This window comes from Cupriavidus sp. GW823-FHT07B10 (assembly GCF_058794355.1).
This window is the reverse complement of sequence record NZ_JBXAGS010000003.1, coordinates 500,750-522,849: the sequence shown is the minus strand read 5'-3', so window position 1 is coordinate 522,849 and position 22,100 is coordinate 500,750. Positions and strand designations below refer to the sequence as shown.

The 22,100-nt window shown below is 68.9% G+C and carries 22 protein-coding genes and 1 pseudogene; 8 read left to right on the top strand and 15 right to left on the bottom strand.

Annotated elements, in window-relative coordinates; translation table 11 throughout:
- From AC1Q6V_RS10175 to AC1Q6V_RS10160, 4 genes and pseudogenes are all read left to right on the top strand, one after another.
- Nucleotides 1-171, top strand: a pseudogene (locus tag AC1Q6V_RS10175) (allantoinase); the annotation flags it as partial.
- Between the two features lie 90 nt (nucleotides 172-261).
- A complete protein-coding gene (locus AC1Q6V_RS10170; protein ID WP_010810760.1) occupies nucleotides 262-1,080 on the top strand; it encodes a GntR family transcriptional regulator in 819 nt (272 codons plus the stop codon).
- Nucleotides 1,081-1,195: 115 nt separating this feature from the next.
- Entirely contained in the window at nucleotides 1,196-1,615 is a 420-nt protein-coding gene (locus tag AC1Q6V_RS10165) for a cupin domain-containing protein (RefSeq protein ID WP_010810761.1), read from the top strand.
- A gap of 55 nt (nucleotides 1,616-1,670) precedes the next feature.
- Nucleotides 1,671-2,021, top strand: coding sequence for a hypothetical protein (locus AC1Q6V_RS10160; RefSeq protein ID WP_037024831.1), 351 nt, complete (start codon nucleotides 1,671-1,673; stop codon nucleotides 2,019-2,021).
- A 12-nt stretch (nucleotides 2,022-2,033) separates the two neighbouring features.
- On the opposite strand, the gene AC1Q6V_RS10155 is transcribed toward AC1Q6V_RS10160, so the two are convergent.
- The 8 genes from AC1Q6V_RS10155 to AC1Q6V_RS10120 form a co-directional block, all read right to left on the bottom strand.
- Entirely contained in the window at nucleotides 2,034-2,549 is a 516-nt protein-coding gene (locus AC1Q6V_RS10155; RefSeq protein WP_010810763.1) for a DUF2306 domain-containing protein, read from the bottom strand.
- A 171-nt stretch (nucleotides 2,550-2,720) separates the two neighbouring features.
- Entirely contained in the window at nucleotides 2,721-3,506 is a 786-nt protein-coding gene (locus AC1Q6V_RS10150) for an amino acid ABC transporter permease (RefSeq protein ID WP_246840230.1), read from the bottom strand.
- Nucleotides 3,499-4,239, bottom strand: a complete 741-nt coding sequence (locus AC1Q6V_RS10145) for an ABC transporter permease subunit (protein WP_010810765.1) — start codon at nucleotides 4,237-4,239, stop codon at nucleotides 3,499-3,501. The genes AC1Q6V_RS10150 and AC1Q6V_RS10145 overlap by 8 nt, the downstream gene beginning before the upstream one ends.
- Before the next feature lie 29 nt (nucleotides 4,240-4,268).
- The gene (locus AC1Q6V_RS10140; protein ID WP_010810766.1) at nucleotides 4,269-5,093 is read right to left on the bottom strand and encodes an ABC transporter substrate-binding protein; all 825 of its coding nucleotides are present in this window, start codon (nucleotides 5,091-5,093) and stop codon (nucleotides 4,269-4,271) included.
- 107 nt (nucleotides 5,094-5,200) lie between these two features.
- On the bottom strand, nucleotides 5,201-5,581 hold the full coding sequence (locus AC1Q6V_RS10135; protein ID WP_010810767.1) for a DUF427 domain-containing protein: 381 nt from the start codon (nucleotides 5,579-5,581) through the stop codon (nucleotides 5,201-5,203).
- Between the two features lie 101 nt (nucleotides 5,582-5,682).
- A complete protein-coding gene (locus AC1Q6V_RS10130) occupies nucleotides 5,683-6,675 on the bottom strand; it encodes a tripartite tricarboxylate transporter substrate binding protein (RefSeq protein ID WP_011617913.1) in 993 nt (330 codons plus the stop codon).
- Between the two features lie 76 nt (nucleotides 6,676-6,751).
- Nucleotides 6,752-7,909 carry a CaiB/BaiF CoA transferase family protein gene (locus tag AC1Q6V_RS10125; RefSeq protein ID WP_010810769.1) on the bottom strand — a complete coding sequence of 386 codons (1,158 nt, stop codon included), beginning with the start codon at nucleotides 7,907-7,909 and terminating at the stop codon, nucleotides 6,752-6,754.
- 8 nt (nucleotides 7,910-7,917) lie between these two features.
- Complete coding sequence (locus AC1Q6V_RS10120) at nucleotides 7,918-8,865, bottom strand: hydroxymethylglutaryl-CoA lyase (protein WP_011617915.1); 948 nt, start codon at nucleotides 8,863-8,865, stop codon at nucleotides 7,918-7,920.
- Between the two features lie 217 nt (nucleotides 8,866-9,082).
- On the opposite strand from AC1Q6V_RS10120, the gene AC1Q6V_RS10115 reads away from it, so the two are divergent.
- Entirely contained in the window at nucleotides 9,083-10,045 is a 963-nt protein-coding gene (locus AC1Q6V_RS10115; protein WP_010810771.1) for a LysR family transcriptional regulator, read from the top strand.
- Between the two features lie 184 nt (nucleotides 10,046-10,229).
- Nucleotides 10,230-10,922 (top strand): SDR family NAD(P)-dependent oxidoreductase, encoded by a 693-nt coding sequence (locus AC1Q6V_RS10110; RefSeq protein WP_454750699.1) that lies wholly within the window; start codon nucleotides 10,230-10,232, stop codon nucleotides 10,920-10,922.
- On the opposite strand, the gene AC1Q6V_RS10105 is transcribed toward AC1Q6V_RS10110, so the two are convergent.
- A complete protein-coding gene (locus tag AC1Q6V_RS10105) occupies nucleotides 10,909-11,865 on the bottom strand; it encodes a LysR family transcriptional regulator (RefSeq protein WP_010810773.1) in 957 nt (318 codons plus the stop codon). The two genes, AC1Q6V_RS10110 and AC1Q6V_RS10105, sit on opposite strands and share 14 nt — an antisense overlap.
- Before the next feature lie 119 nt (nucleotides 11,866-11,984).
- Between AC1Q6V_RS10105 and AC1Q6V_RS10100 the strand changes: the two genes are divergently transcribed.
- Entirely contained in the window at nucleotides 11,985-12,662 is a 678-nt protein-coding gene (locus tag AC1Q6V_RS10100) for a type 1 glutamine amidotransferase domain-containing protein (protein WP_439669474.1), read from the top strand.
- Between the two features lie 108 nt (nucleotides 12,663-12,770).
- Here the strand turns inward: AC1Q6V_RS10100 and AC1Q6V_RS10095 are convergent, their stop codons facing one another.
- The 6 genes from AC1Q6V_RS10095 to AC1Q6V_RS10070 all read right to left on the bottom strand — a co-directional run bounded on the left by AC1Q6V_RS10095 (nucleotide 12,771) and on the right by AC1Q6V_RS10070 (nucleotide 20,040).
- Entirely contained in the window at nucleotides 12,771-15,203 is a 2,433-nt protein-coding gene (locus AC1Q6V_RS10095) for a penicillin acylase family protein (RefSeq protein WP_454750700.1), read from the bottom strand.
- A 125-nt stretch (nucleotides 15,204-15,328) separates the two neighbouring features.
- Nucleotides 15,329-16,912, bottom strand: coding sequence for a sulfite reductase subunit alpha (locus AC1Q6V_RS10090; protein WP_454750710.1), 1,584 nt, complete (start codon nucleotides 16,910-16,912; stop codon nucleotides 15,329-15,331).
- A gap of 11 nt (nucleotides 16,913-16,923) precedes the next feature.
- Nucleotides 16,924-17,931 carry an FAD:protein FMN transferase gene (locus AC1Q6V_RS10085; RefSeq protein WP_174549445.1) on the bottom strand — a complete coding sequence of 336 codons (1,008 nt, stop codon included), beginning with the start codon at nucleotides 17,929-17,931 and terminating at the stop codon, nucleotides 16,924-16,926.
- Between the two features lie 14 nt (nucleotides 17,932-17,945).
- A complete protein-coding gene (locus AC1Q6V_RS10080) occupies nucleotides 17,946-18,785 on the bottom strand; it encodes a DUF4198 domain-containing protein (RefSeq protein ID WP_058698784.1) in 840 nt (279 codons plus the stop codon).
- Between the two features lie 18 nt (nucleotides 18,786-18,803).
- Nucleotides 18,804-19,328, bottom strand: coding sequence for a DUF2271 domain-containing protein (locus AC1Q6V_RS10075; RefSeq protein WP_454750701.1), 525 nt, complete (start codon nucleotides 19,326-19,328; stop codon nucleotides 18,804-18,806).
- A gap of 55 nt (nucleotides 19,329-19,383) precedes the next feature.
- Complete coding sequence (locus AC1Q6V_RS10070) at nucleotides 19,384-20,040, bottom strand: PepSY-associated TM helix domain-containing protein (protein ID WP_454750702.1); 657 nt, start codon at nucleotides 20,038-20,040, stop codon at nucleotides 19,384-19,386.
- 460 nt (nucleotides 20,041-20,500) lie between these two features.
- Between AC1Q6V_RS10070 and AC1Q6V_RS10065 the strand changes: the two genes are divergently transcribed.
- A complete protein-coding gene (locus AC1Q6V_RS10065) occupies nucleotides 20,501-22,057 on the top strand; it encodes a methyl-accepting chemotaxis protein (protein ID WP_011617923.1) in 1,557 nt (518 codons plus the stop codon).
- Nucleotides 22,058-22,100: the final 43 nt, after the last annotated feature.

The window sequence follows — 22,100 nt, the reverse complement described above, 5'->3', positions numbered from 1 at the left end:
GGCCGCTTCCGCGCGCTGCAGCGCTTCCTCGACTATGTGCAGGGACACGACAAGGTGTGGATCTGCCGCCGTGTCGATATCGCCCGCCACTGGGTGCAGGTGCACCCGTTCCAAGCCGCGGGCGATGCCGCAGCCGTGGGCACGATGCCCGAGGAAGTTGCCCCGGCCTGACAAATGCCGTCCGTGTCGCCATATTTGTGTACGATATAGCTGTCTTTCGTCGCCAGTTCCGGCGACAGGCTGAAATGTCCGTCCCCTGATATGGCAACCACATCGAAGAAGGCGGCGCCCGGCGCGGCAGCAAAAACGCCGCGCCGGCCCGCGTCCAAGGCAACCCTGAAAACGGCACCCAAGGCCGCCGCCAATGCCGCACCGGAGGAAAGCGCCGGCCCGGAGGCCGCCGCCAGCGAAGCTTCCGCCACTGAGGCCATCTACCTCAGCCTGCTGACCGCGATCATGGAGCATCGCCTGCTGGCCGGCACCAAGCTGGTCGAGGAACGGCTGTGCGAAGTGACCGGCGCCAGCCGGGCCCGCATCCGCCAGGTCTTCGCGCGCCTGGCGCATGAGAAGCTGGTCACGCTGGTGCCCAATCGCGGCGCCTTTGTCTCCAGCCCCACGGTGGACGAGGCGCGCGAGGTGTTCCAGGCGCGCCGCGTGGTCGAGCCCGCGCTGGCGGCCGAACTGGCCCAGCGTGCCACGCCGGCCAAAGTCCGCAGCCTGCGCCGCCATGCCATGGAAGAAGACAACGCGCGCGCGCGCGGCGACCGCGCCGCGATGATCCGCCTGTCGGGGGAATTCCATATCCTGCTGGCGGAGATGGCCGGCAATGCCATCCTCGAAAAGCTGATCCGCGAGATGGTGTCACTGACCTGCCTGATCATCACGCTGTATGACCGCCCCGGCGCACCGGCCTGCGCCGAGCATGAGCACCGCCAGCTGATCGACGCCATCGAGCAGCGCGACGCCGCGCGCGCCAGCGCGTTGATGGCGGAACACCTGGAACACATCGAGGGTTCGCTCGACCTGAGCGTGCCCGACAGCGGCGCGCCGGACTTCTACAGCATCTTCAGCAAGGGTTGAAGCACGGTGCGGGGGCGCCAGCGCGCGCCTCATGGCCGGCATTGCACTCCGCGCCCGGCAACCTAGACTGGCTGCATAACAATGCCGCGCGCAATGCGCCGCAGGGAGGTGCGCCATGGCTGTCGCTGCAGAACCCGTCACAACCGCCCGTCCACCGCTGGCCTTCGAACGGCTTTACGCGGATGCCGCCGGCGAATCCCACTTCGGCCCCATTTCCGTTGCCATCACCGAGCGCCTGTTCGCGCCGCCCGCGCGCGCCTTCTGGGTGTCGCCGCTGGACGAAGCCGCGCGGCAGGGCTTCCTGCTGGTGCCGGCCGGCTGGGTGGGCGCACTGCACCCGTCGCCGCTGCGCATGTGGATTTTCGTGCTGGCTGGTGCGATGGAGTTCGAAGCCAGCGATGGCGAGCGCCGGCCGCTGTCGGCGGGCAGTGCGCTATTGCTGGAAGACACCACGGGCAAGGGGCATGTCAGCAGGGTCGTCGGTACTGCCGATGCCACGCTGGCCGTGGTGCAGTTGCCGGAGAACCGAAGCTGAGCCCGCGGCGTGCCGGCAGGGCTGTGGCCACGCAACACGATCACGGAGCCCCATGATGATTGCTCCCGAGCCAGCGGCTCCGCCCAAGCCCGCGCCGCAACTGGTGCCCAACGGCTACCGCCAGGGCATCATCACCGCGATCACGGTGCTGCTCGGCTTCTCGCTGGCGTTCTGGCGGTTCTGGGGCTTCGAGAGTCCCGGCCACTGGAACCTGCGCGCGCTGTTCGCCGCGGTCTCGCTACTGGCCGCGGTGTCGCTGCAGATCGTGGCGCTCTACCGCGCGCTGCGCATCGAGGACGATGCAGTGGATGAATACCGCAAGACCGTGCGATGGTTCATCGCGTCGGCGCTTGCGCTGCTGGTCGGGCTGGCCGTGGCCATGATAGACGCGGCACTCGGCCCCTAGGCCGCCCGGCAGTCACGCTATCCGGCCCGGGAACGAACCTGCGCCTGCTCCTGGCTGGCGTCGCAGATAGCGCACCTGCAGCACCGCCCCCGCCAGGAATACCAGGAACAGCACGCCGACGATCCCCTTCAGTTCCGGCGCTTCCGCATTGGCAAAGACCGGATTGCCCACCGGCAGGCGCGTGCCGGTCTCGGTCAGGCCCGGGATGAAGTGGAAGAACACCGTCAGCGACAGCGACACCACCTCCACGTAGCGGCTCATGCGCCCGAATGCACCGCGTGCCGCGCAGACCGCGACCGCCAGCACCAGCAACGTGACGATGCCCAGCACATGGGGCTTGCCGAATCCGCCGTGCTGGAAGATGCCAAACCCGGTCAGGCAACTCAGCACGGTGCCGATGACATAGGCCAGTCCGAGCCGGGTATGCAGGCGCACCATGCCGGTGCTCGAGAGCGCCACCAGGCCGCAGGCCAGTCCCGCTAGACTGATCAGGGTATGGATGATGCCAAGCTGCGTGAGTCCGAGCATGATGGTGCCTCCAGCCGGGTGGGTGCCGCAATGGATCTGGACAGGCGTGGCGGCGCGCAAGACAAGGCGAGTTGCGTGGGGGCGGGCCGCAACAGCAAGCCTTCATGTAAGGCGAAGCTTGCGGGGATTGCAAGGATGGCGGCAGCCGCGGGGCACCCGCCTTTGCCGATGTCAGAGCATCGGGGCACCGGCCCTTGCAGACTGCGCCATGGCCTGGCGCGCCACCGCGACCTCGGCCCTGCCGCGCCGGTGCGATCCCTGCAGGCGGCGCAGCGCCGCAGCGGCACCCGCCTCGATCATCACGCACAGCACGAAGTAGAGCAGCGCAACCGCTGCGAACACTTCCGCCGCATAGCCCATGCTGCGGCCATTGACCTGCGTGGCCAGTGTCGACAGCTCACTGACGCCGACGATATAAGCCAGCGACGTATCCTTGGTCAGCGCCACCCAGGTGTTGGCCAGGGACGGCAGCATGGCGCGCAGCGCCTGCGGCAGCACCACATGCCAGAGTGCCTGCGTGCGCGACATGCCCAGCGCCAGCGCCGCCTGGCGCTGGCCCGCGCCGATCGCGCCAATTCCCGCGTGCAGGCTCTGCGCGATAAACGCGGCGCCCACCAGTGCCAGCGCCAGCACCACGGTCAGCACTTCGCTGACCTGCACGCCGGCCAGCATCGGCAGCAAGAAGTAAGTCCAGAAGATCAGCATCAGCACCGGCACCGCGCGCAGCAACGCCAGCACGGCGCGCAGCACGCGCGTGACGCTGGACGGCGCAAGCTCCAGCAGCAGCGCCAGCGCAATGCCCAGCACCGTGGCGCCGGCGCAGGCGAGCGCCGCTATCCACAGCGTCAGCGCCGCGCCGGCCAGCGGGCCCTCGGGGAAAGCGCCTTTGAGCAAGTAGGGCAGCTGGCCCCATACCAGCGCCAGGCCCGCCGGCAGGCTTGCCATCCCATCAGGCATGACGTGCTCCGGTCCAGCCGAGGCGCCTGAGCAAGGCCGGCGCCGCCGCCTGCAGCGACAGGATCAACGCCGCATAGAGCAGCGTGGCAATGCCGAAAGCCTGGAAGGCCATCAGCGTATCGGTCTCGACCTGGCGCGCGGTGTAAGAGAGTTCGGCAAAGCCGATCGCCATGGCCAGCGAGGTGTTCTTAATGGTCTGGCAAAACTGCCCCACCATCGGCCACGCCGCAATCCGCAGCGCCTGCGGCAGCACGATGCGCCACCACGCGGCACGCGGCGCGAAGCCCAGCGCCAGCGCCGCGGCGAACTGCCCGCGCGGCACCGCGGCGATTCCGGCTTCGAGTTCCTGCGCATAGAAGGCGCTGGCATACAGGGCGATGCCGAATACGCTGGCCAGCGCTTCCAGCGACGGCGCGGGAATGGCCACGGCACACATCTGGAGGCCGCGCCAGTCCGAGATCGCGCCGATGGCCGCATCGCCCAGCAATTGCGCGGCACCGAAGTACCAGAAGAACAGCTGCACCAGCAGCGGCGTCTTGCGCAGCAGCCCGATCACCGCATTGGCCGCGATGGCCACGGGGCGCCACGGCACCCTGCGCAGCGCCAGCCAGGCTGCGGCCAGCGCGCAGCCGAGCAGGAACACCGCCAGCGACAGCGCCACCGTCATGGCAAAGCCGCCGAGCAGCCAGTGCAGGTATTTGGCCGGCAACGACTGCCAGAGAATGGAAACCATGGGTCAGGGGCGATCAGGCTGTGGCGTGCTTACTTGACCGTGCTGCCGATGGTGAAGTCGCGCGCCAGCGGCGCCTGGCTCTTCGGCCCGAAGTACTTGTCGTAGATGCGCGCCGCCGTGCCGCTCTTCTCCAGCTCCAGCAGGATCTGGTCGATGGCGGCCTGCAGACGCTCCTCGCCCTTGGGCACGCCCACGCCCATGTATTCGCGCGTCAGCGTGAAGGGCGAGATCTCGAACTGGTCGCGGTTGGGCAGCGTGGCCAGCAGCGCGCCGAGCTTGGCGCCGTCCTGCGCAAAGGCCTGGATCGCGCCGGTGCGCAGCGCCTGCAGCGCCAGCGGCGAATCGTCATAGGCGATCACGCGCGCGTCGGGGTAGCGCTGGCGCAGCGTGGTTTCCTGCGTGGTGCCCTTGTCCACGCCCAGGCGCCAGGCCTTCAGTTCATCGGGCTGGCGCAGCGCCCCCTTCCTTGCGATGAACTGCAGCCCGCTGGCAAAGTAAGGCGTGGAGAAGCCGATCTGCTGGCGGCGTTCATCGGTGATGGTGAAGTTGGCCGCGACGATATCCACCTTCTGCGAGGCCAGCAGCGGAATGCGGTTGGCGGGGTTGGTGGCGCGGAACTCCGCCTTGACGCCAAGGCGGCTGGCAATCTCGTTGGCATAGTCGACATCCAGGCCCGCTGGCGCATGCGTCTTCGGATCGACAAAGCCGAACGGCGGGTTGGCATCGAACACGCCCACGTGCAGCACGCCGGCCTTGCGGATATCGTCGAGGCGATCCGCCAGCGCGGTACCGGAGGCCATGACGGCAACGCCGGCGACGATGGCGCCGCGCAGCAGGAAGGAACGGAAGGACATGGAAGGCACTCACTGAAGTCTGGATGGGCAGACGATAGCGGTGCGCGCCCCGATCAGGAACGAATGGTTTCGCAGATGGATATGCCGCCATGCCGGGCGGCGCGCGCTCAGGCGCCGAGAATCTCGATGCTGTCGACGCGGTCCGGGTAGAAGGCCAGGTGCGAGGCGATCGCCGCCACCGCGGGGTAAGGCGTCTCGTAGCTCCACACCGCATTGCGCGCGCGCTCGCCGCCGGCGGGGATGGAGAAGTAGCTGCAATCGCCCTTGTATGGGCAGTACGTTGTGTGCGCGGTACGCTCCAGCTGCGCCATGTCGACATGCTCGCGCGGGATGTACTGCACCGGCGGGTAGGTCGCCTCTTGCAGGGTCAGCGCCGCGTCGCTGTCTGCAATGGCAATGCCCGCCACCCTGACCACCACCCTGCCGGCCGTCGGCTTGATGGTGATCGGGTGGTCGGGGCCGGGGATCCTGACTGGCTTGTCGGTCATGGCGCGTCCTCCTGCAGGGCATCGTCACGGGGGCGATGCTGCATTCTAGGCGTTCGCCGCGCGGCCTGCAGGCCGCGCCCGATGGTTCAGCCCAGCCGCCGCTATTCGACCTTGACGTTGGCCTTCTTCACCAGTGCGGCGTAGCGCGTGGCCTCGCTGCGGAAGAAGCTGGCGGCCGCCTCGGGTGTGCCGGGCTCGATCACGGTGGCCTGCTTCTTCATGGCCTCCAGCACTTCGGGCGAGGTGAAGGCCCTGGCAAATGCGTCATGCACGCGCTTTACCTCTGCCGGCGGCATGCCGGCGGGGCCGACCACGGCAAACCAGCCGGCGACGTTGTAGTGGGGCAAGCCTTGTTCGGCGATGGTGGGGATCTCCGGCGCGGCGGACGAGCGCTTGTCGCCGCACACGCCGATCGCGCGCAGTGTGCCGGCCTTCAGGTGCGGCGCCACCGCGTTGAGCGCAACCACGCCCAGTTCCACCTGTCCGGCGATCAGGTCGTTCATCATCGGGCCCGTGCCCTTGTACGGAACGTGGCGCGCACTCACGCCGGCCTCGTCCAAGAACATCTCCCCGGCCAGGTGGATGATGGTGCCGTTGCCGGACGAGCCGTAGTTGTAGCCGTCGGGCCTGGCCTTGAGCAGCGCCACCAGTTCCTTCACGTTCCTTGCCGGCACCTTGGGATTCACGACAAGCACCAGCGGCGTGGTGCCGATCACGCTGATCGGGGTGATGTCCTTGATGGCATCGAACGGCATGGTGCGGAACACGCTCGGGTTGATGACATGGTTGTTCGAGACCAGCCCGAGCGTGCTGCCATCCGGCTGCGCCTTGACCACGGCCGCGGCCCCGGTGATACCGCCGGCGCCGGGCAGGTTCTCGATCACCACCGGCTGGCCAAAGGCCTTGCCCAGGGCCGGACCGGCCGCGCGCGCGATGGTGTCCACGCCGGAACCGGCGCTGATCGGCAGGATCAGGCGCACCGGTTTGCCGGTATTGCCCTGCGCGAGCGCGCCGATGCCGGGCGCGGCCAGCGCGGCGGCCACGGTGGCGGCCAGCGCCAGCGCTGACTTGAGAAGGATGCGACGGGGGTGCATGAGGTTGTCTCCGTATCGTTATCGTAGGATCTTTGCGGGCTGCCGCTGTGCCGCGGCATGCCCGTCGTGGTACCGGTCAGCCGGCGCGGCCCTGGCCGAGCTGCGACAGGATCTCTTCGTTGTGCTCGCCGGCCCTGGGCAGCGGCCGGCGCACGCCCGGGCGGCGCCCGCCCATCAGCAGCGGCAGCAGCACCGTGGGCGTGGTCGAGCCGTCGTCGGCCTGCATCGGCACCAGCCCGCCGCTGGCAAGCAGGTGCGGATCGTCGAGCAGCTGGTCCGGGCGCACGATCGGCGCATAGGGGATGCCGGCGGCTTCGAGCCTGGGCGCCAGTTCTGCGCTGCGGTGGTGGCGCAGGATCGCGCCCAGCTCATCGAGCAGTTGCGGACGCACCGCCACGCGCGAGGCATTGCTGGCGTACTCGGGCTTGCCGAGAAGCTCCGGATGCTCCAGCACCTGGCACAGCGTCGCGAACTGCTTGTCGCTGACCGCGCCGATAAACAGCTGCTCGTCGCCGGCCAGCGTAAAGACGTCATACACGCTCCACGCCGACACGCGCGACGGCATCGGCGGCGGCGCCTCGCCGGTCATCGCAAACTGCTGCATATGCTGCGAAGCCAGGAATACGCAGTTCTCGAACAGCGCGCTCTGGATCTCCTGGCCGCGCCCGGTGCGGTCGCGCTCGCGCAGCGCGGCCAGCACGCCGATGGCGCCGAACATGCCGCCCATGATGTCGTTGACCGAGGTGCCCGCGCGCAGCGGCCGCCCGCTTGGGCCGGTCATGTAGGACAGCCCGCCCATCATCTGCACCACCTCGTCGAGCGCCAGCCGGTTCTCGTACGGGCCGGGCAGGAAGCCCTTGTGCGAGACGTAGATCAGGTGCGGGTAGTCGCGCGACAGTGTGGCGTAGTCCAGCCCCAGCTTCTGCATCAGGCCGGGCCGGAAGTTCTCCAGCAGCACGTCGCTCTGGCCCGCCAGCTCGGCCGCGGTGGCACGCCCTTCCTCGGTGGTGATGTCCAGCACCACGCTCTTCTTGTTGCGGTTGAAGGCGCGGAAGAAGCCGATGCCCAGGCCCGGCAGGTTGCGCGTCTTGTCGCCGCCGGGCGGCTCTACCTTGATCACCTCGGCGCCCAGGTCGGCCAGGATCATGCCGCAGGTGGGGCCCATCACCATATGCGTGAATTCGACCACGCGGATGCCGGCCAGCGGCAGGGAGTTGCTGTTGTCTTGGGTCATCTTGCGTCTCAGGCAGCGGCGCCAGCAGGCTGGGCCGGGAAGGTCTTGGGCAGGCCGGCGCGCCACAGCGTGCCGTGCAGGGTTTCGTCCTTGAGCCAGCCAGCCACGTCTTCACGCAGCGCCAGCAAGCGGCCGATATCGATGCCGGTGTCGATGCCCATGCTGCCGAGCATGTAGGCCAGGTCTTCGGTCGTGACATTGCCGCTGGCGCCGGGCGCGTGCGGGCAGCCGCCGATGCCGGCCAGGCAGGCGTCAAAGCGGGTCACGCCGGTTTCCAGCGCCGCGTGGACGTTGGCCAGGCCAAGCCCGCGGGTATCGTGGAAATGGCCGCACCAGAACCGATCGCCGGCGATATCGACGGCGCGCGCAAACAGCTCGCGCACCATGTGCGGGTCGGCATAGCCGACGGTATCGGCCAGGCTGACGCGGTCGGCGCCGGCATCGAGCAGCGCCTGCATCAGGCGCAGCACTTCATCGGGATCGACATGGCCCTGCAGCGTGCAGCCGAACGCGGTGCCGACACCGCCTTCGATCAGCGTCTTCGCGCCGCTGGCATCGCGCGCGGCGCGGATGCGCGCCACTTCAGCCACCACTTCATCCGGCGTCTTGCGCAGGTTGGCCAGGCTGTGCGCATGGCTGGCCGACAGCGGCACGAGCATCAGGTCCGCGCCGCTGGCCAGCGCATCCTGCGCGCCGCGCAGGTTCGGCACCAGCACCGAGACGAACAAACCCGGCAGCGTGCGCGCGAACGCGACCAGCTGCGCGGTATCGGCCAGTTGCGGCAGCAGGTGCGCGGGCACGAACGAGCCCACCTCCAGCTCACGCAGACCGGCCGCGTACGCGCCGCGGATCCACGCTTCCTTGCTGGCCGTGGGCAGGATGGTGCGGATGCTCTGCAGGCCATCGCGCAATCCGACTTCGCGGATAACGGCGTGGCGGGGAAAGGGAACAGACATGATTCAGGGGCTTCCGGTTTGCGCCCCGCAGTGGGGGCGACGGAAGAACTCTATGAGTTTCTGCCCAAGAGCTGAAGCGGTGATTCGCGCACGATAACATTCCGAACCGGAATGTCTGCCGGGCGCCGCACAACTACATCCAGAAATTCCCGGATGAATGATTACCGGCAACCAAAGGGGCTTAACATTCCATTCCGGAAACACGCAGCCCCTTACCATGCGAGACCTCGACCTCACCACCCTGCGCCTGTTCGTCGCCGTCTGCGAAACCCGCAACATGGCGCGTGCGGGCGAGCAGGAGCACATCGTGGCATCGGCCATCAGCAAGCGGCTGGCGCAACTGGAAGGGACGGTTGGCGCAACCCTGCTGGAGCGGCGCCGCCGCGGCGTGATCCCGACGCCCGCGGGCGAAATGGTGCTGGCGCATGCGCGCGCCATGCTGGCGGCGGCGGACCGCGTCGCGCGCGACATGGCCGACTACGGCGCAGGCATACGCGGGCAGGTGCGGCTGCTGGCGACGGTGTCCTCAATGGCGGAATCGCTGCCGGACGATATTGCCGCCTTCCTGCAGCAGCCGGCCAACCGCGATGTGCGCGTGACCATCGAGGAAAGCCTGAGCAGTGACGTGGTGCGAGCGCTGCGCGAGGGCTCGGCGCCGCTGGGCATCTGCTGGGACGCGGCCGACCTGGAAGGCTTCCAGACCCGGCCCTACCGCACCGACCAGCTCGCGGCAGTGGTCCACGCCTCGCATCCGCTGGCGCAGGCCGAGGACTGCCGCTTCGAGGACACGCTGGACTACGACCATATCGGCATGCCCGCCCAGACCGCGGTGCAGACCATGCTGACGCGCTATGCGGCCATCCTCGGGCGCGGCATTGGCTACCGCGCGGTGGTCTCGACTTTCGACGCTGCGCTGCGCTGTGTGCGTGCCGACCTGGGCATCACCATCATCCCGGCCGAGATCGCCGCGCCGATCGCGCCTACCTTCGGCCTGCGCGTGATCCCGCTGCGCAACGACTGGGCGCGGCGGCGCTTTGCGATCTGCTTCCGCGACCTGGAACTGCTGTCGCCGGCGGCGCGGCTGCTGGTGGCCTTCCTTGAACAGACCGCGGCGGCGGAAGCGGCGGCCGCCCCCGCGGACACCACGCCAGCGCGCAAGCCACGGCGCAATCGGCAATGACGCGGCGTGGCGCGCAACTTCCTGTGCCGTTCAAGGGTTAGCCCGAGGCAATTTCGCAAGCAAATGTTGGGGAGCGGTGCGTAGACTGGCTTGCTTTTTTCGCCCCGGCCCACGATGGTAAAAGCCGGCCCCCGGGCGATGCTGACCCCGACCATGCGCGCCACGACGGCGCAGGAGCACGCAAATGAACTTCAACGGCAAGAACGTATTGATCACCGGCGCACGCGGCAACCTGGGCCGCGCCGTGGCACAGGCCTTCGCGCAGGCAGGCGCGCGCGCGGTGCTGCTGGACCGGCATGCAGCGCCGCTGCCCGAAGCGGGCACCGGCCACCTCACGCTGCAGGCGGACCTGCTGGATGCCGCCAAGCTGAGCGAGGCCGTCGCGCAAGCGGTTCAGGCATGCGGCCGCATCGACGTGGTGTGCAACCTGGCCGGCGGCTTCGCCATGGGCCCAAGCGTGCATGAAACCAGCGCCGAGGCCTGGAACCACGTGTTCGACATGAACGTGGGCACGGTGCTGAACATGGCGCGCGCGGTGGTGCCGCACATGCTGGCCGCCGGCGGCGGCGCCATCGTCAACGTGGGTGCCAACTCGGCGGCGCGCGGGCTGGCGCAGATGAGCGCTTATTGCGCCTCGAAGGACGCGCTGGCGCGTGTGACCGAATCGATGTCGGCAGAGCTGCGCGACCAGGGCATCCGCGTCAACGCGGTGCTGCCCAGCGTGCTGGATACGCCCGAGAACCGCCAGGCCATGCCGGATGCCGATGCCGCGCGCTGGGTCAGCCTGGATGCGCTGGCCGACGTGATCCTGTTCCTGGCCTCGGATGCGGCGCGCGCGGTGCAGGGCGCGCTGCTGCCGGTGGTCAACCGCGCCTGACGCGGGGCTTGCGCGCGGCCGGCTCGGCCGCGCTGATGGCGCTGGCCGCCTCCTGGATCTGCTGGCGCAGCCAGCGCCGCAGCCGGTCGGCATCGGTGCGCGCGTGCCAGATCTGCATCATGTCGACGTGGGGCAGCGCGAACGGCACCGGCAGCAGCACCAGATCAGGGTCGCGCGCCACGGCCTCTTCCGCGACCGAGCGCAGGCAGGTCAGCAGCAGTTCCGTGCCGCGCACCAGCCGGCTCGGCGCAAGGAAGCTCGACAATCCCGCCACCACCCTGCGCTTGTGCCCCTGCCGGGCAAGCGCACGGTCAACCACGCCGTTGAGGTCGCCGGTCAGCGTGGTCAGCAGGTGTTCGCACGCCAGGAAGGCGTCGAGATCCAGGCCATCGGCGATGCGCGGATTGGCGCGCGAGGCCAGCACCACGAAGTCCTCGCTGCACAGCCGCTGCTGGTGGAAGGTATCGGGCAGGTTCTCATAGAAACCCGCGATCGCCAGGTCGCAGGTGCCCTTCTCCAGTTCCTCGCGCGGCAGCTCGCCGCGCGTGTTGTGCGTGACCAGCACCACGCCCGGCGCCTGGCTGCGCAGCCGCGGCAGCAGGGCGGGCAGCAGCAGCTGCTCCATGTAGTCGGTGGTGTAGATGTGCAGGTGCTCGCTGCGCGCCAGGTAGTCGTGGCCGGCACAGGCATCATAGAACGCGTCGAGATCCCCGACCAGCCGCTGCACCTGTGGCGCCAGCGCGTGCGCGCGCGGCGTCGGCGTCAGGCCGCGCGGCGCACGCACGAACAGCGGATCGCCGAGCTCGTCGCGCAGGCGGTTGAGCTTGTGGCTCAGCGCCGGCTGGCTCAGCGCCATGCGCGCGGCCGCGCGCGAGGCATTGCCCTCCTGATACAGCACGTGGAACACGTACAGCAGGTTCAGGTCCTTGCTGCCGATATTCATTTTTTGGATAGCAGAGATCGAATAATAGAAGTTTTCGAATCATAGTCCGCTGCCTAGGATGTTGCCAGTGCCGAGGCATTTCTCGCCCGGCTGCCTGTGAACCGACATGGAGCGGAACAATGAAAATCCTGATGGTGCTGACATCGCACGACCAGCTGGGCAATACCGGCAAGAAGACCGGCTTCTGGCTGGAGGAATTCGCAGCGCCCTACTACGTCTTCAAGGACGCCGGCGCCGACATCACGCTGGCCTCGCCCAAGGGTGGCCAACCGCCGATCGACCCGAAAAGCGACGATCCGGGCGCCCAGACCGACGCCACCCGGCGCTTCCAGGGTGACCCGGCCGCCAGGGCCGCACTGGCCAGCACGCTGACGCTGGACCAGGTGAAGGCGGAAGACTTCGACGCCATCTTCTACCCGGGCGGCCACGGCCCGCTGTGGGACCTGGCCGAAGACAAGCGCTCGGCCGCGCTGATCGAGCAGTTCGACCGCGCCGGCAAGCCGGTGGGAGCGGTATGCCACGCACCGGCGGTGTTCCGCCATACCAGGGGCGCGGACGGGGAACCGCTGGTCAAGGGCAAGGAAGTGACCGGCTTCACCAACAGCGAGGAAGAAGCCGTGCAGCTGACCAAGGTGGTCCCGTTCCTGGTGGAGGATATGCTCAAGGCCAATGGCGGGCGCTTCACGCGTGGCGAGGATTGGGCCAGCCATGTCGTGGTCGCGGGGCGGCTGGTGACGGGGCAGAATCCGGCATCGTCTGATGCTGCGGCGCAGGCGCTGTTGAAGATGTTGAAGTAAGGGAAGGCGGCAAACGCGCCGCCGCCGGTTTGCACCCCTCGCCCGCTTGCGGGAGAGGGGTGCGTACGCCAAGCTTGATGGCTACTTCAAACGCATGGGTTGTCCCACTTACTGCGGCACCAACTCCAACCGCTCCCGGCTGGCCTTCTCCACCGCCTTGCGCGTATACACCAGCGGGAAATACTCCCCCTTGGCCCACAACGGCGCCAGGTCGCGGTAATGCGGGCTGGCGGGATTGCCCGATTGTCCCGGCGTGTTGATCACGCGCGAGGCATCCCAGTTGCCCACATCCAGCACCATGCGGAACGACGCGCCCGCGGTCAGCCGGAAGTCGGTATTGCGGTAGCTGGTGTTCATCGGCGTGAAGGCCGAGCCGCCGATCGGACCGGCGTTGACGTTGAACTGCTGGCGTTCCGCGTCGCTCAGGATCGGGTCCATCGGATGCGTGAACACGGCGGTGTGGAGCTTGCCCCATCGCCATGCGCGCGGGTCGGGGCCGAGCTTGCCTTCCGCTTCCGCCATGGCGGCCTTCAGCGATTCGAGCATCACCGCATTGCGGCGCTCCACCGGCATCCACGGACCGGGCTGCTCCAGCACCGCCACCACGCGCGCGGCATCGCCGGCACCGACCAGGCGTGCGGCTTCGGGCGTCAGCGCGGCGCGCACCACGGCCTGGCGCAGGTGTTTGCTGAACCAGACTTCGAACAATGCCGCAGCGGCGCTGTCGGCACGCTCGTTGCCGTCCCACCCGCGCAGCAGGTCCAGGCCGCGGGCCAGTTGCGGGTCGTCGCTGCGCACATCCCTCAGCAGCGCCACCACGCGCTGGGCCGGCAGCGAAACGGTGTCGTTCTGCCACGCCATCGAGTCCTGCACCGAGCTGCGCGCATTGGCGCCCACCACGGCCTTGAGCCGGCGCGCGCGCGAGCTGTCGCTCCATTCATAGCCCACGCCAAGTTTCGCGGCCGGGTGCTCGGGCGGGATGTTGTTCTCGTTGGCGGTGACGATGTAGCCTGGCGCGGGGTTGTAGGCCCACGGCAGCTCGTCCATGTTGCGGTAGCCGGCCCACTCGTAGCGGCCATCGCCCGCCACCGGCGTGAGGCCGTCCCAGTTGGGCCGCTTGACGGTCAGCCCGCCCGGGATCCAGCCGATATTGCCGCTGCTATCGGCATAGACCTGGTTCTCGCCGGGCGCGCCCCAGCGGTTCATGGCGGCGCGGAACTGGTCCCAGTTGCGCGCGCGCATATAGTCCATCGAACCGAAGTACGGCGCCATGCCGTAGTCGAGCCACGCGGCGCGCAGCGCCCACGCCTGCGCGCGGCCGGCATCGGCAACCAGCACCGGGCCGTGGCGCGTGAAGTCGATGGTGACCTTGCGCGGCGCGGACTCGCCCTTGACCACGATCTCTTCGGTGATGCTCTCCATCGGTTCCCAGCGGCCCTTGTACTTGTACTCATGCGGGTTGGCCGGATTGAGCTCGTAGCCGTACAGGTCTTCCTGGTCCATGTAGAAGCGCGTCAGGCCAAAGGCAATGGTGCCGTTGTGCCCGATCGAGATGCCGGGCAGGAACGGCTCGCCCGCGCCGATCACCGACATCCCCGGCGCGTTCAGGTGGCTGATATAGCGCAGGCTGGGCGCGCCGTGCGAGCGGTGCGGGTCGTTGGCCAGGATCGGGCGGCCGGTGGTGGTGCGCTTGCCGCCGATGACCCAGTTGTTCGATCCGAGGCTGCGGCCGGCATCGCTGTTGGGGTCCACCAGTGCGTAGAGCTGGTCGAGCGGGATGCTGGCGGCCTGCGCATTGCCCCACGCCTCTTTCGGGAAGCGCGCTGCGGCGGTGGCCAGTTCGTAGGCGCGGCGCAGTTCGGCGGCGGGAACCGTGCAGGGGTCGATGCCGGGGCTGAGCCTGGGCTCGATCTGCGGGTCGAGTTCGCGGCGCAGCCAGTCGGCACGCGGGGCGTCCTGTTTGGCCTGGCAATAGCGCTGGGCGCGTTCGACTTCGCCGGTGAAGTTGAGCGTCAGGCCGTGGTGGCGGATGCGCACGATATCGTCGGCGCGCCAGCGCGCAGGCTTGTAGTTGAGCTTGCGGAATTCCGGCGGCAGCAGCTCGGGCTTCTGCTCGGTCAGCGCCACATAGGCGTTCACCCCGGCCACGAAGGCCTCGGCCACGCGCTTGGCGTCGGAGCCATAGGCCAGCCATTCGCGGTACATGTCGCCGCGGAACAGCACCGCGCGCGCCATGCGGTCGCCATCGGCATAGGCCGGGCCGAAGTCCCTGGCCATTTCGCCGAGTCCGCGCTTGCGCCACAGGTCGATCTGCCACAGGCGGTCGCGCGCGGCCATGAAGCCCTGCACGAAAAAGGCGTCGTAGAGCGTGCCGGCATAGATATGCGGCACGCCCCAGCGGTCGACCAGCACGCTGGCGGGCTTTTCCAGGCCGGGCACGGCCAGCACGTTGTTGCGGACGGGGGCTTCGGCCATGGCGGCCGGGATGGTGGTGGCGAGCAGGGCCAGCGCAGCGGCCAGGCGGCGGGGGGTGCGTAACATCAGGTCTCCTCGGTGTTGTGATTGGCTGCAGATGTCTTGCAGTTCACACCGAAGATAGTGCATCGCCGGCCAGCGCGCGAGCCGCGCGGCCGATCTCCGCACGGCGTGTGCCGCTGCGGGTTCGCTCAGTAGACGTCGCGCCGGTAGCGGCCGTCGTCGGCAAGCCGGCGCAGCGCGTCTGCGCCGAGGATCCCGGCCAGTGCGTCATGGACGCCGCCGGCCATGCCCTGCAGGCTGCCGCAGACATAGATGGCGGCGCCGTCCGCCACCCATTGGCGCACCGTATCGCCCTGCGCGCGCAAGGCGTCCTGCACGTAGCGCGGCGCGCCGCCGTCACGCGACCAGGCATGGTCCACGCGCTGCAGCGTGCCGTCGGCCTGCCATGCGGCCAGGTCCCCGGCAAAGAACGCATCATGCTGCGCCGAGCGCTCGCCGAACAGCAGCCAGTTGCGGCGCCGCCCGGCCGCGGCGCGGGCCTTGAGCTGGGCGCGTAGCCCGGCCAGCCCGGTGCCGTTGCCGACCAGGATCAGGGGCCGGTCATCGGCCGGCGGGTGGAAGCTGCGGTTGGTGCGGATGCGCAGCGCGATGCGGGTGCCCACGGCCGCGTGTTCGGTCAGCCAGCCGGAGGCCAGGCCCAGGCGGCCGTCGTCGTAGCGGGTCTGCCGCACCAGCAGTTCGAGTTGCCCGTCCCGCGGCAGCGAGGCGATCGAATATTCGCGGTGCGGCAGCGGCGGCAGCGTGTCCACCAGTTGCTGCGGCGGCAGGCCCTGCATCGCCGCGAAGTGCGCCTCAGGCAGCGGCATGCGTGTGCCCAGCGCCTCGGCGAGCGTGGCGTCGCGGCCGTCGCAGCGCACCGGTGTGGCGCCGTCGAGGCTAAGCCGCGCCAGCAGCCGTTCGACCTCGGCCGGCGCGTGGCACGGGCCGATCTCGGCGATGTCGCCGGCTTGCCAGTCCATTGCCGCATCGTCCTGCGGCGCCAGCGACAGGTGGAATGCCGGCGCGCCCTGGCTGCCGGGGTTCAGATGACGGCGTTGCGCGAGCCGCCAGCGGTCATAGCGCGGGCGTTCCCAGTCGGCAATCTCCGCGCCGCCGCTCAGGGCCGACAGGTGGTTCTGCCAGTGGCGCAGGGCGCCGGCATCGCCGTTGTCGACTTCGACCAGGTCAAACAGCGGCTGCGCATGGTGACGCTGCAGCCAGCCGTCGAGCGCGTGGCCGAAGGCGCAGAAGCGCACGTAGCTGCTGTCGCCGAGCGCGAGGATGCCGTAGCGCAAGGACTGCAGGCCATCCGCGCCGGCCAGCAAGCGGCGCGCAAAACCGGACGCGCTGTCGGGGGCGTCGCCCTCGCCGGTGGTGCTGACCAGAAACAGCGCCTGGCGGCATGCCTGCAGGCGCCGCGCATCGACATCGGCCAGCGACAGCAGTTGCACCGGCACCCCCGCGCCGTGCAGCGCGTTGGCGGTCTGCAACGCCAGTTGTTCGGCAAACCCGGTCTGCGAGGCGTAGGCAACCAGCGTCGCGCCCTCTTCCGTGCCAGCCAGTGCCACCACGCGCACGCGCCGCTGGCGATGGTGGGCAAGCACCGCGCTGCAGAAGCCCGCATAGGCGGCCACCACGCCGGCCGCCATAGCCATGCGCGACGGCCCCAGCACGGACAGCGCGACGCCGCCGGCAACGGCAAGCCAGCTTGCGCCGGCGATGGCGGACGGCATGGCCTTCGCGCTCATGCCAGCATCGCGGCAAAGGCCGGGGACAACTGTTCGTCGAAGCCGCCCGGCGTGCGCACCAGGAAGCGCGCGGCAATGCCGTGGCGGCGCGCGTGCGCCATGCCTGCCTGCGGGCCCAGCACGGTCAGCGCGGTGGACAGCGCATCGGCCAGCATGCACTGCGCGTGGATGACCGTGACCGAGGCCAGCGCGTGGCTGGCCGGATAGCCGGTGCGCGGATCGATGGTATGGGCGTAGCGGCGACCGTCACTGTCGAAATAGCGGCGATAGTCGCCGGAAGTGGCGACGGACAGGCCGTGCAGTGCCACCAGCGTCTGCCCCGCGGCATCGCTGCCCAGCCCCGGCGGGGCCTCCAGCGCGACCCACCACGGCATGCCGTCGGGCTTGACGCCATGGCCGCGCAGTTCGCCGCCGATCTCCGTCAAGTGGTGGTCAAGGCCCTGCTCACACAGGTAGCCTGCCACCGCGTCGACGGCAAAGCCCTTGGCGATGGCGCAGAAGTCCAGCGACACGCCGCCCGGCTGCCAGGCGCGCCGGCCCGTGGCATCGACTTCGATGCGGGCCCAGCCGCAGCGGCCGCGCGTGGCCTGCACCGCGTCTGGCGACGGCGGCGCGGTGCGCGCCGGTGCTGGGCCGAAGCCCCACAGGTCGACCAGCGGACCGGCGCTCGGGTCATAGGCGCCACCGCTGTCGCGCGCCACCAGCAGCGCGCATTGCAGCACCATGAAGCAGTCTTCAGGCAGCGCGTGCCAGCTGCCGGGTGCCGCGCCGTTGAAACGGCTCAGATCGGAATCCGCTTCCCAGTTGCTCATCTGCGCGATCACGCCATCCAGAACGGCCTGGATGCCGGCGGCGATGGCGTCCGCATCCGTGGCCGGCGGCAGCAGTGCCGCCACCGACCAGGTCGTGCCCATGGTCGCGCCGCCCCAGCGCTGCAGCCGCATATCGGCTGCGGGCGGCTGTGGGGGCGCGGTCAGCGCAACAGGTACCAGGACGCGGTTCAAACCCGGCAACCGGCTTATTGCGGCAGCACCTCGACCGTCACCGCATAGACGGCACGGCGCGATTTGGCCTGCTTGAAGGTGGTCTTGTCATCCTTCACCTCGGCTTCCATCCAGTACATGCCTGGGGCCGGCCACTTGACGCTGAACTTGCCGTCGGCGTCGGTGGTGGCGCTGAACTCCTGCAGCTGGTCGCGGTAGCGGATGCCGCCCGGCACCACCGAGACCTTCAGGTTGCTGGCGGGCTTGCCGTCGAGCAGCATGCGGAAGCTGGCGGTGTCGCCCGCGACCAGGTCGTTCGGGTGCGTGATCGGGGCCAGTTCCAGGCCGCGGCCGGCGGTGCGCAGGCCCTTGTCGCTGGGCTTGCCGGCGGTGACGAAGGATTCGATGCGGCCTTCGGCCTGGGTGACCTGCAGGTCCTGCGCATTGGCCGGGACTTCCTTGGCGAAGTTCTCGGCCGAACCCCGCCAGCGCTTGGCCTGGCCGTCGACCTTGTAGCTGGCGAACAGGCCGTTGTTGACCACCGCCACGCGGTACGTGCCGGGCTGGGTCAGGTGCAGGTCGAAGGTGCTGCGGTACTTGCCGGTGGCAGCGTTCTCGGCCTTGACGGCGCTGCCGTCGGGCGCGGTCACCTGCAGGTTGTCGAGCCGCATCGGCACGTGCTCGAAATAGAACAGGTCGTTGGAGACAGCGGCGTCCACGGTCACCCACGGATCGCTGCCTGACAGCACGGTGGCCGACGGCAGCAGCCACTGGCGGTGCGCGTGCGCGGCCAGCGGCGCCAGGGCGGCCAGGGCGAGCACGGCCACGCGGGTGGCCATGCGGGTAGATGCGGCGGACATAAGGGAAGGTTTCATCGTCTGGCTCCGGAAGGATTACGGCTTCAGTTCGACGGTCACGCCGCCGAGTTCGTGTTCGCCCTTGGCGCGGGCGGTCTGTGCGGCTTGCGGCGGCCACGTGAACGGCACGCGCAGCAGCTCGCGCCCGCCCACTTCACGCGCGGCTTCCACCACCAGCTGGTAGTTGCCGGCGGGCAGCTTTCCCAGCGGCGCCTTGCCGTCGCTGAAGCTCACGCCGTGCTCGCCCGGCGCGCGCGTGGCGCCGGAGATGCCGTCGGCCAGCATGTGCAGGTCGCGGCCGGCCTTGCGCCACCACTGGCGCATGTCCTTGAGCCACTTGGTGCCTTCGCCGTCCTTGAGCTTGCCGTCGTACCAGACCGCCAGGGTCTGCACCGGGCTCTGGTCGGCGCGCTCGACCCACATCGCCACATAGGGGCGGTGGTACTCGGCCACGGTCAGGCGCGGGATTTCGACCTTGACGTTCAGGTCCGCGGCCAGCGCGGGGCCGGCCAGGGGAACCGCGGCCATGCCGGTCAGGGTGACGGTGAGCAGTCGGCGCATATCGGAGAAACCTCGTCAGTGGGATGCAGGAAGGAAAACGGTTGGAGCGGTTGACTCAATGGATAAACAGGAGCGCCAGCAGCACCGGGACCACCAGCCCCAGCCCCACCAGCGGCCAGGTCCCCACGCGCCCGGCCGCATGCAGCTTGAGCAGGAACAGGCCGGTCACGCTGAAGACCAGGCATGCCAGCGCGAACACATCCAGGAACAGGCTCCACGCGGCGCCGGTGTTGCGGCCCTTGTGCAGGTCGTTCAGGTAGGAGATGGCGCCGCGCGTGGTTTTCTCGTACTGGGCTTCGCCGCTGTCGAGTTCCAGGCTGACCCAGGCGTCGCCGCCCGGACGCGGCAGCGCCACGTAGATCTCGTCGGCGGACCATTCGGCCTCGCGCCCGCTGGCGTCGATGTCCAGCGCCTGCGCCAGCCAGTCGGCCAGCACCGGCGGCACCGGCGCCTTCTTTTCACGCCCCTGGGCATCGCCCGCCGGCGCTTCGGCCCGCACCTTGTCGAGCACGCGCGTGGGCATGGTGGCGTGGCGTGTCTCGACCGCGGGACTGGCCTCGATCTGTGCGGCGTGGTTGAGCGTGAAGCCGGTAACGGCAAACATCAGCATCCCGATCAGGCAGATCGCGGAACTGATCCAGTGCCACTGGTGGAGATGCTTGAGCCAGAAGGCACGGCGCTGTTGGCCGGAGGCCGGCTGGGTTTCGGTCATTGCGGTTGGTCGGCGGGCGCGGCCCAAGTGGCGGCCCGGTCTTGCCTTGTGTACGGATAGCTGGAGCGTCCCTTGCGCGCATCACACGGGCTCAGGCGTGCCATTGTCTGCACAATGGTTGGCGGAAGAGAGAAGGATAATCGTTCGCATTTGAAATCGCAAACGGTCCGGGACGGCGCTGGATTACAGCGCATTACAACGTGAAGCAGCGGGACGGATCACTTGTCCGCGGCGCTCTGGTTCGCTGGAAGAGATGTGCAACGCACAAGCAAGACGGCACATGTAAGCCAATCAACCACATCACCCGAAGGGGTGAAATTACCCCAGTCAAGTTAGTTGCCTCCTGCGCCGTTAAGGCGATGACTCACACGCATGCGACAGGCGCCACCGATGCATGACGCCGCCGGCGTGTCGCCGACAAGAAAACGCGCAGAGCGCGGAATATGGAGGAGTGGAAGCAATGCTGCACAACCTGAGCCTGAAGAAGAAGCTGTTATTGCCGCTGGTGCTGAGCTGGATCTGCCTGCTCGGCATCACGCTGTGGAACGCGTGGCAGATCCGCTCGCTACGCATGGAAGAGCGGCGCCTGGACCTGGCCCACGTCACCGACACCGCATTCTCGGTGGTGGCCGAGTACGAGGCGCTGGCCAAGGCCGGCAAGCTGACGCAGGACGAGGCCAGGAATCAGGCCATCGAGCGCGTGCGCGCGATGCGCTTCGGCAGCGATGGCTATTTCACGCTGATGCGCTCGGACACCGTGGTATTGATGCACCCGTTCAAGCCGGAGATGAACGGCAAGGCCATGGAAGGCACCAAGGACCCCAACGGCGTCTACCTCTTCCGCGAAATCGCCGGGATCGGCAAAGGGCCTGGCAAGGGCTTCGTCGAGTACCTGTGGCCCAAGCCCGGCGCGGATGCGCCGCAGCCCAAGCTGAGCTACGTGGCCAACTTCCGCCCGTGGGACTGGAACTTCATCGCGGGCCTGTACCTGGACGACATCGAGGCGGCGTTCCGCGCCGAACTGATGAAGGCGTTCGGCATCCTGCTGGGGGTTGGCTTGCTGATGTCGCTGGTGATGGTGCGCGTGGCGGCCAGCCTGCAGCGCCAGCTGGGCGGCGAACCTGCCACCACGGCGCACATCGCCGGGCGCATTGCCGAAGGCGACCTCGGCAGCCAGGTAGAGGTGCGCCCCGGCGACGAGCACAGCGTCCTCTATGCGATGCATCGCATGCAGGCGCGCCTGACCGGCGCAATCGGCAGCATCCGCGGCTCGGCCGATTCGATCGCGGGCGCGGCCAAGCAGATCGCCGCGGGCAACGCCGACCTGTCGCGCCGCAGCGAAGAACAGGCCGCGTCGCTGCAGGAAACCGCCGCCAGCATGGAGCAGCTCACCAGCACCGTGCGCCAGAGCGCCGAGAACGCGCGCCAGGCCAGCCACCTGGCCGAAGGCGCATCGGACATCGCGGTGCGCGGCGGCACCATCGTCAGCCAGGTGGTGGACACCATGGGCGAGATCAAGAATGCCTCGGGCAAGGTGGTCGACATCATCGGCGTGATCGAGGGCATTGCCTTCCAGACCAACATCCTCGCGCTCAATGCGGCCGTGGAAGCGGCACGTGCCGGCGACCAGGGCCGCGGCTTCGCGGTGGTGGCCGGCGAGGTGCGCACGCTGGCGCAGCGCAGCGCCACCGCTGCAAAGGAGATCAAGGCGCTGATCGGCAACTCGGCGCAGCGCGTGGATGACGGCGCGGTGCTGGTTGAAAGCGCGGGCAAGGCGATGGACGAGATCGTCGGCGCGGTCAAGCGCGTGACCGACCTGATGGCCGAGATGCGCGCGGCTACCGAGGAGCAGACCGGCGGCATCGAGCAGGTCAACCAGGCGGTGTCGCAGATGGACCAGATGGCGCAGCAGAACGCCGCGCTGGTGGAAGAAGCCGCGGCCGCCGCCGCCTCGCTGGAAGACCAGGCCGATGCGCTGCATCACGCGGTCGGCCAGTTCCGGCTGGCGCAGGCCTGACGGCAGCGCCTGCGCTTGTCACTTGAGCGTCATACGCACCAGA

What these genes read in the sequence shown, in the direction of transcription:
- AC1Q6V_RS10100 (WP_439669474.1), top strand. Translation starts at nt 11,985, where the DNA reads ATGAAAATCCTGATGGTGCTGACATCGCACGACCAGCTGGGCAATACC.
- AC1Q6V_RS10150 (WP_246840230.1), bottom strand. Translation starts at nt 3,506, where the DNA reads ATGCCTGATGGGATGGCAAGCCTGCCGGCGGGCCTGGCGCTGGTATGG.
- AC1Q6V_RS10160 (WP_037024831.1), top strand. Translation starts at nt 1,671, where the DNA reads ATGATTGCTCCCGAGCCAGCGGCTCCGCCCAAGCCCGCGCCGCAACTG.
- AC1Q6V_RS10145 (WP_010810765.1), bottom strand. Translation starts at nt 4,239, where the DNA reads ATGGTTTCCATTCTCTGGCAGTCGTTGCCGGCCAAATACCTGCACTGG.
- AC1Q6V_RS10110 (WP_454750699.1), top strand. Translation starts at nt 10,230, where the DNA reads ATGAACTTCAACGGCAAGAACGTATTGATCACCGGCGCACGCGGCAAC.
- AC1Q6V_RS10135 (WP_010810767.1), bottom strand. Translation starts at nt 5,581, where the DNA reads ATGACCGACAAGCCAGTCAGGATCCCCGGCCCCGACCACCCGATCACC.
- AC1Q6V_RS10090 (WP_454750710.1), bottom strand. Translation starts at nt 16,912, where the DNA reads ATGCCGTCCGCCATCGCCGGCGCAAGCTGGCTTGCCGTTGCCGGCGGC.
- AC1Q6V_RS10080 (WP_058698784.1), bottom strand. Translation starts at nt 18,785, where the DNA reads ATGAAACCTTCCCTTATGTCCGCCGCATCTACCCGCATGGCCACCCGC.
- AC1Q6V_RS10155 (WP_010810763.1), bottom strand. Translation starts at nt 2,549, where the DNA reads ATGCTCGGACTCACGCAGCTTGGCATCATCCATACCCTGATCAGTCTA.
- AC1Q6V_RS10125 (WP_010810769.1), bottom strand. Translation starts at nt 7,909, where the DNA reads ATGACCCAAGACAACAGCAACTCCCTGCCGCTGGCCGGCATCCGCGTG.
- AC1Q6V_RS10165 (WP_010810761.1), top strand. Translation starts at nt 1,196, where the DNA reads ATGGCTGTCGCTGCAGAACCCGTCACAACCGCCCGTCCACCGCTGGCC.
- AC1Q6V_RS10065 (WP_011617923.1), top strand. Translation starts at nt 20,501, where the DNA reads ATGCTGCACAACCTGAGCCTGAAGAAGAAGCTGTTATTGCCGCTGGTG.
- AC1Q6V_RS10115 (WP_010810771.1), top strand. Translation starts at nt 9,083, where the DNA reads ATGCGAGACCTCGACCTCACCACCCTGCGCCTGTTCGTCGCCGTCTGC.
- AC1Q6V_RS10140 (WP_010810766.1), bottom strand. Translation starts at nt 5,093, where the DNA reads ATGTCCTTCCGTTCCTTCCTGCTGCGCGGCGCCATCGTCGCCGGCGTT.
- AC1Q6V_RS10170 (WP_010810760.1), top strand. Translation starts at nt 262, where the DNA reads ATGGCAACCACATCGAAGAAGGCGGCGCCCGGCGCGGCAGCAAAAACG.
- AC1Q6V_RS10105 (WP_010810773.1), bottom strand. Translation starts at nt 11,865, where the DNA reads ATGAATATCGGCAGCAAGGACCTGAACCTGCTGTACGTGTTCCACGTG.
- AC1Q6V_RS10120 (WP_011617915.1), bottom strand. Translation starts at nt 8,865, where the DNA reads ATGTCTGTTCCCTTTCCCCGCCACGCCGTTATCCGCGAAGTCGGATTG.
- AC1Q6V_RS10070 (WP_454750702.1), bottom strand. Translation starts at nt 20,040, where the DNA reads ATGACCGAAACCCAGCCGGCCTCCGGCCAACAGCGCCGTGCCTTCTGG.
- AC1Q6V_RS10095 (WP_454750700.1), bottom strand. Translation starts at nt 15,203, where the DNA reads ATGTTACGCACCCCCCGCCGCCTGGCCGCTGCGCTGGCCCTGCTCGCC.
- AC1Q6V_RS10075 (WP_454750701.1), bottom strand. Translation starts at nt 19,328, where the DNA reads ATGCGCCGACTGCTCACCGTCACCCTGACCGGCATGGCCGCGGTTCCC.
- AC1Q6V_RS10130 (WP_011617913.1), bottom strand. Translation starts at nt 6,675, where the DNA reads ATGCACCCCCGTCGCATCCTTCTCAAGTCAGCGCTGGCGCTGGCCGCC.